The sequence below is a fragment of the Paraburkholderia sp. genome (assembly GCF_036488795.1).
Lineage (GTDB): Bacteria > Pseudomonadota > Gammaproteobacteria > Burkholderiales > Burkholderiaceae > Paraburkholderia.
Genome location: NZ_DASXHA010000106.1, coordinates 75,158 through 81,301 on the forward strand (window position 1 = coordinate 75,158; position 6,144 = coordinate 81,301).

Consider the following 6,144-nt stretch of genomic DNA (forward strand, 5'->3'; position numbering starts at 1 on the left):
CGGCGCATGCCTCCCGGAACCGCTTCAACACATCCAGACGGTTAACCGAACGCGAAGTTTCAGGCTATCCGTATGAAGATCCATCGGTCAATTCGTCGTACTTCAAACCGCGTGACGCGTGGCTCTAGAAAGGGACGTTGTCGAGTTACAACGCCGCGTCAGTTGTATTGACAATTGCCAGGCTCCCGCCAGGCTTGCGATTTGCCAACAATGAATTTTCCTCAGACATAACACCCGATTGCAGCGCGGCGTGACGCAAGTAGGATGAGCCAGCGCGCTGATTCCTGCGCGACGTGTGTTTGGGCCGCGATTCGTTCGCGGCTTCTTTTTAGACTTTTTTTGAAGTCTGTGAAGGCAGCGCGTTTGATCAGTTGAAAGAACACAAGCCGTTGAATCCGGGCAGATTCAACGGCTTTCTGGTTTCTGACAGCGTACAGTTGCGCCTCCGATCTCTCTATGCCCACTGCGACAACTGTTTCACACTCTCTTTCAATTCGTTCTCCAGTTCTGCGAACAGTTCAGCGGCGGGTAACGCCCTTGCCAGCGCGGCGGCCTGGCCCGCCCATTGCGCACCGTAACCGAATTCGCCCTTGGCTTTGGCCGCGGCATGCAGCGCCTTGCCTGCGTCGTACGCAACCGGATATGCCGGCGTTTGCGGTGCGCTCGGCTCGTCGCCGAGTTCGGTGAAGCGGTTCACCATGCTTCTCGCGACACGCCCGGAAATGGCCGCCGTAAATGTCGTATGGCGGGCCGAATCACTCAGGATGGTGCGGCGATAACCCTCGTCGATCGAAGTCTCCGGGCAGGCGACGAAAGCCGTCCCCAGTTGCGCAGCCTGAGCACCCAGGGCGAGCGCGGCGGCTATCCCGGCGCCGTCCATGATGCCGCCTGCGGCGATCACCGGCAGTTTGAATTCCCTCACCAGCAAACGCGTCAGCGCGAACGTGCCGAGCCGGTCGTCGGAGCCATCCGGTTCGAAGACGCCGCGATGGCCGCCTGCCTCGATGCCTTGCGCGACGATCGCATCGACACCTGCTGCCACGACCTGTTCGGCCTCCTGCAGATTCGTCACTGCGGCCAACAACCTGATGCCGGCCGCTTTCAATGCGGCCATCACTTCGGCCGAAGGCAAACCGAAATGGAAGCTGACGACCGCTGGCTTCTCCTCGAGGAACACCTCGAGCATCGCCGCATCGGCCACAAAGCTCGTATAGATCTCCGACAGCGAGGCCGGCGGGGTCGCGCCATACTTTGCAAACTGCGGTGCGAGCCAGTCCAGCCATTGCCGCTCGACGTGCTCGTCGGCCTTCGCAGGGCTATGGCAGAACACGTTGATGTTGAACGGCTTCGCCGTAAGCGCCCGGGTTTCCCGAATGACCTTGCGAGCGCCCGCCGCGTTCATGGCGCCCACGCCCAACGAGCCGAGACCGCCGGCGTTCGATACGGCGGCCGCCAGCGCCGGCGTGCTTACCCCGGCCATCGGCGCCTGAATGATAGGTTTGTCGATGCCCAGCAGGCGCAGCAGCGACCGATTGTCTGTCTGGTTAGTCATCTCACTTCCTCTTCAAATTAGGTGTGCCGCTACACCGCTACGCGCCTCTGCGCAAACGCAGAGCCCGCGGCCTGAACATACCGGACCAGTTCCTCGTACGCGCTGCTGGCATAGCCTGGGCGCGCCACCAGAAAGGTATCGATCGTGGCGATGGGCAGCGTCACGAGTTCTACAGGTGCAGGCCGCAGATCCAGCACGGACCTCGGGCAAAGCGCAAAACACGATCCTGCTACGACGCTCGCGAGGATTGCATGGTACGACGCATGTTCGACTACTTTCCAGCCCTCGCGTAGGTTTCCGTTCATGCTGCCTAACCACTGTTCGAGCGTGTGTCGATAGGTGCAGCCGCCCGGAAAAGCCGCGATGGCTGTGAGCTGGATATCTTGCGGCCGTTGCACGGGAGGATGCTGGGGCGGCAGCACCAGCAGCATCTCTTCGGTGTACGCACGAACGGCCTGCAAGCCGTGCGCCGTGATCGGGTTCTGCCGCACCAGCGAACCCTGGAAGGTTGCTTCAGCCACAAATGCGCAATCAAGACGCCCGTTCGCGACGTCTTCGACAAGCGAACACGACGTACCGATCAAAATCTCCAGCTCAACCTGGGGCCATCTGCTGTGGTAGGCCGAGAGCAGCCCTGGCAAACGTGCTGCGGCGGTGCTCTCCATGGCGCCGATCCGCAGGCGGGGCGCAGCCTGCTCATGCTTCATCGCGAGGCGCGCCTCTTCGGCAAGCGACAACAGGCGTTGCGCGTACTCGAGCATTTTCTGCCCCTGCGGCGTCAGCGTCATCTGCCGGCCGCGCCTTGAAAAGAGCTCGACCTCCAGCTCCTCCTCGAGATGCCTGACCCGCGTGGAGACATTCGACTGGACCCGAGCCAGACGGCGGGCCGCCTGAGTGACGCTTTTCTGTGTTGCGACAGCATGGAATATTTCCAGCGTTGAGAATTCCATTTCGCCCTCAGTCAGATTCTCGCCTGGGAATGCACGAAACGACGATATTCACTTTGAGAGAACGAGCGGTCAATCAAGCGGCGGGCAAAACACTTTGTACCGAATGGAAACACTTGCAGACAAGCCCCGATATGCCGAAGGGGCGCAATGCGCCCCTTCGCTATGTCTTACTTCGCTGTCGGCATGGCGAATTCCGCACCTTTCTCGGTGCTTTCCGGCCAGCGCTGCATGATCGACTTCTGCTTCGTGTAGAACCGCACGCCTTCTTCACCGTACGCGTGAGTGTCGCCAAACAGGCTGCGCTTCCAGCCGCCGAAGCCGTGCCATGCCATCGGCACGGGAATCGGCACATTGATGCCCACCATGCCGACTTCGATCCGCCGGCCGAACTCCCGGGCAACGTGCCCGTCACGCGTGTAGCATGCAACGCCGTTGCCGAACTCGTGGGCGTTGATCAGGTCGACGGCTTCGGTGAAGTCCTTCACGCGCACGCACGCGAGCACCGGACCGAAAATTTCTTCCTTGTAGATACGCATCTCGGGGGTCACATTGTCGAACAGCGTACCGCCGGTGAAGAAGCCGTCTGCATGCCCCGGAACCTTCAAACCGCGACCGTCGACCACCAGCTTCGCCCCTTCTTCGACGCCCGTTGCGATGTAACCCTCGATCCGCTCGAGCGCCTGCCGCGTGACGATCGGACCCATCTCCGCATCAGGCTCCATGCCGTTCTTTACGACCAGATTGCGCGCGCGTTCGGCCAGCTTCGGGATGATTTTGTCGGCGACGTCGCCAACCAGAACGGCGACCGAGATGGCCATGCAGCGTTCGCCCGCGGAACCGTATCCGGCTCCCACCAGCGCATCGACGGCCTGATCGAGGTCGGCGTCGGGCATCACCACCATATGATTTTTCGCGCCGCCCAGTGCCTGCACGCGCTTGCCGTTCTTCGCTCCGGTTTCGTAGATGTAGTTCGCAATCGGCGTGGAGCCGACGAAGCTGACCGCCTTCACGTCCGGATGCGCCAGCAAGGCGTCGACGACGACCTTGTCGCCCTGGACCACGTTGAAGATCCCATCGGGCAGGCCTGCTTCCTTCAACAGCTTCGCCATGAAAAGCGATGCTGACGGATCGCGTTCGCTCGGCTTCAGAATGAATGCATTGCCGGCGGCGATCGCAACCGGGAACATCCAGCACGGCACCATGCAGGGGAAGTTGAACGGCGTGATGCCCGCAACCACGCCGAGCGCCTGGCGCGTGGTCCAGTTGTCGATACCCGTCGAGACCTGCTCGGTGTAGTCGCCCTTAAGCAGTTGCGGAATGCCGCAAGCAAATTCGATCACGTCGATGCCGCGTGCCACTTCGCCCTGGGCATCCGAAAACACCTTGCCGTGCTCGGCCGTGATGATCGCAGCGAGTTCGTCGCGGTGCCGGTTCATCAACTCCAGAAAGCGCAGCATGACACGTGCACGGCGAATCGGCGGCGTGTTGCTCCACTTCGGAAAGGCTGCCTTCGCGCTCGCGACCGCTGCGTCCACGTCCGCCGTCTCGCCCAGCAGCACCTTGCGCGGCCGTGCGCCGGTGGCGGGATTGAAGACCGGCTGGCTACGGCTGCCCGTGCCCTTCTCGCTCTGGCCGTGGATGAAATGCGCTACGTCGGCGCTATCGGTGAAGGCTTGCATGTCGACTCCAGGTGATTGAATGGCGATGAACAGAGTCTAGGAGCACGCGCCCCATCTGCAAAGCCGTTATCATTGAACTCATTGTTTCTCACTGTGAACAATGAATGTATGGAACGCGAAAAAATTGCAGACCTCTGGACCCATCTGTACTGGCTAACCGTGCTGGCCGAACAGGGGAGCTATACGGCGGCGGCGACACGTCTTGGGGTCAGCAAGGCGGCGATGAGTCAACGTATCTCCGAACTGGAGCGCGCCGCAGGGATTTCCCTTGTACAGCGCACCACGCGCAGTGTGCGCCTGACGGAAGCCGGGCAGCGGCTCGTCGAAAGCACGCGCAGCCAGTACGAAAACATCGCCAGCAACTTCGCGAGCGTTCGTGAGCTGGCCGGCGTGGCACGCGGCCTGATCCGGATCACCGCGCCAGTTGCGTTTGCCCGGCAACAGCTCATGCCGAAATTGCCCGCGTTCCTGCAGGCGCATGCCGAAGTCCGGATTCAACTCGAGGTCTCCGACAGAATCAGCTCGCTTGCAACGGAAGGCTTCGATCTGGCGATTCGCCACAGTGCCGGCGCGCCGGATACCCACGTTGCGTGGAAGCTCTGCGAGACGCACTCGGTGCTCGCCGCGACGCGCGCTTATCTTCGCAAACGCGGTACGCCCGGCACGCCCGAGGATATTTCCGCTCACGACTGCCTGTTCTATCCGCGCGCGACCGGCGCAGCCATGTGGTCATTCGAGCGCAAAACGGCGCGCAAAACCGCTGCCGCGCCGGCCACGGTTCCGGTGACCGGACAGTTCTCGGCCAATAACAGCGAAACGCTGCGCGACGCCGCACTGGCCGACATGGGCATCGCCCTCCTGCCCGATTTCACGGCGCAGGCAGCCGTCAAGGCCGGCAAGCTGGCCGTGGTGTTGCCCGACTGGCGCGTCACCGGCACGTTCGCGGAACAGCTTTACGTGCTGCGTCCTTACGCGTCGCACGTGCCGCGCGCGGTCAGCCTGTTCGTCGCCTATCTGCGCGACACCTTTGCGGACGGCTTCCCGCTCTAACATGGCTCAAGCCGTGCCTGCCCGAGTAGCAGGCGCAGCCGCCGCGTGCCGGCGGCATTGATTTGTTCCGTCACATCAAAAGTGTTTGTCCCTGGCGGGTATTCGAATTCGACGCCAAAGCGCCTAGATTGAGCACCTATCGGCGCCACGGGCCCGATCAGCAATCAGCCAGATCAACTACTCTTGAGGTTTTCCATGAGCAACTCCCAAAAGGTCGTCGTCGTCACCGGTGCGTCGCAAGGTATTGGCGCTGAAATCGTCAAGGCGTTCCGCAAGCTCGACTATCGCGTGGTCGCCACCGCACGCAGCATCAAGCCCTCGGACGACGCCAACCTCGTCACCGTGGCAGGCGATATCGCCGATCCGCAAACCGCCCGCCGCGTGATCAGCGAAGGCGTGGCGCGCTTTGGCCGCATCGACACGCTGGTCAACAACGCCGGCATCTTCGTCGCCAAGCCTTTTACCAGCTACACGGCAGAAGATTACGCCGCGGTGCTCGGCGTCAACCTGAATGGCTTCTTCTACATCACGCAGCTCGCCATCGCCGAAATGGAGAAGCATTCGAGCGGCCACGTGCTCAGCATCACCACCACGCTTGCCGACCACGCGATCGACGGCGTGCCTTCGGTGCTCGCTTCGCTGACCAAGGGCGGCCTGAACGCGGCGACCCGGTCCCTCGCCATCGAATACGCAAAACGCGGCATTCGCGCCAATGCGGTTGCGCCGGGCATCATCAAGTCGCCGATGCACGCACCTGAAACCCACGCCGCACTCGGCGCACTTCACCCGGTCGGTCACATGGGTGAGATGAGCGACATCGTCAACGCGGTGCTGTATCTGGATTCCGCGCCGTTCGTCACCGGCGAAATCCTGCACGTCGACGGCGGCCAGATCGCCGGCCATTAATCGCGAG

Annotated in this window: 5 protein-coding genes; 2 read left to right on the forward strand and 3 right to left on the reverse strand. The window is 62.0% G+C overall.

The features are described from left to right. Positions 1–454 precede the first annotated feature (454 nt). The 3 genes from VGH41_RS15500 to VGH41_RS15510 form a co-directional block, all read right to left on the reverse strand. Entirely contained in the window at positions 455–1,552 is a 1,098-nt protein-coding gene (locus VGH41_RS15500; RefSeq protein WP_331598351.1) for a nitronate monooxygenase, read from the reverse strand. Between the two features lie 29 nt (positions 1,553–1,581). Next, the gene (locus tag VGH41_RS15505) at positions 1,582–2,502 is read right to left on the reverse strand and encodes a LysR substrate-binding domain-containing protein (RefSeq protein WP_331598352.1); all 921 of its coding nucleotides are present in this window, start codon (positions 2,500–2,502) and stop codon (positions 1,582–1,584) included. Between the two features lie 167 nt (positions 2,503–2,669). After that, on the reverse strand, positions 2,670–4,181 hold the full coding sequence (locus tag VGH41_RS15510; RefSeq protein ID WP_331598353.1) for a CoA-acylating methylmalonate-semialdehyde dehydrogenase: 1,512 nt from the start codon (positions 4,179–4,181) through the stop codon (positions 2,670–2,672). A gap of 108 nt (positions 4,182–4,289) precedes the next feature. Here VGH41_RS15510 and VGH41_RS15515 point away from each other — a divergent pair, with 108 nt between their 5' ends. Next, a complete protein-coding gene (locus VGH41_RS15515) occupies positions 4,290–5,231 on the forward strand; it encodes a LysR family transcriptional regulator (protein ID WP_331598354.1) in 942 nt (313 codons plus the stop codon). 195 nt (positions 5,232–5,426) lie between these two features. Then, positions 5,427–6,137 (forward strand): SDR family NAD(P)-dependent oxidoreductase, encoded by a 711-nt coding sequence (locus VGH41_RS15520; RefSeq protein ID WP_331598355.1) that lies wholly within the window; start codon positions 5,427–5,429, stop codon positions 6,135–6,137. Positions 6,138–6,144 lie beyond the last annotated feature (7 nt).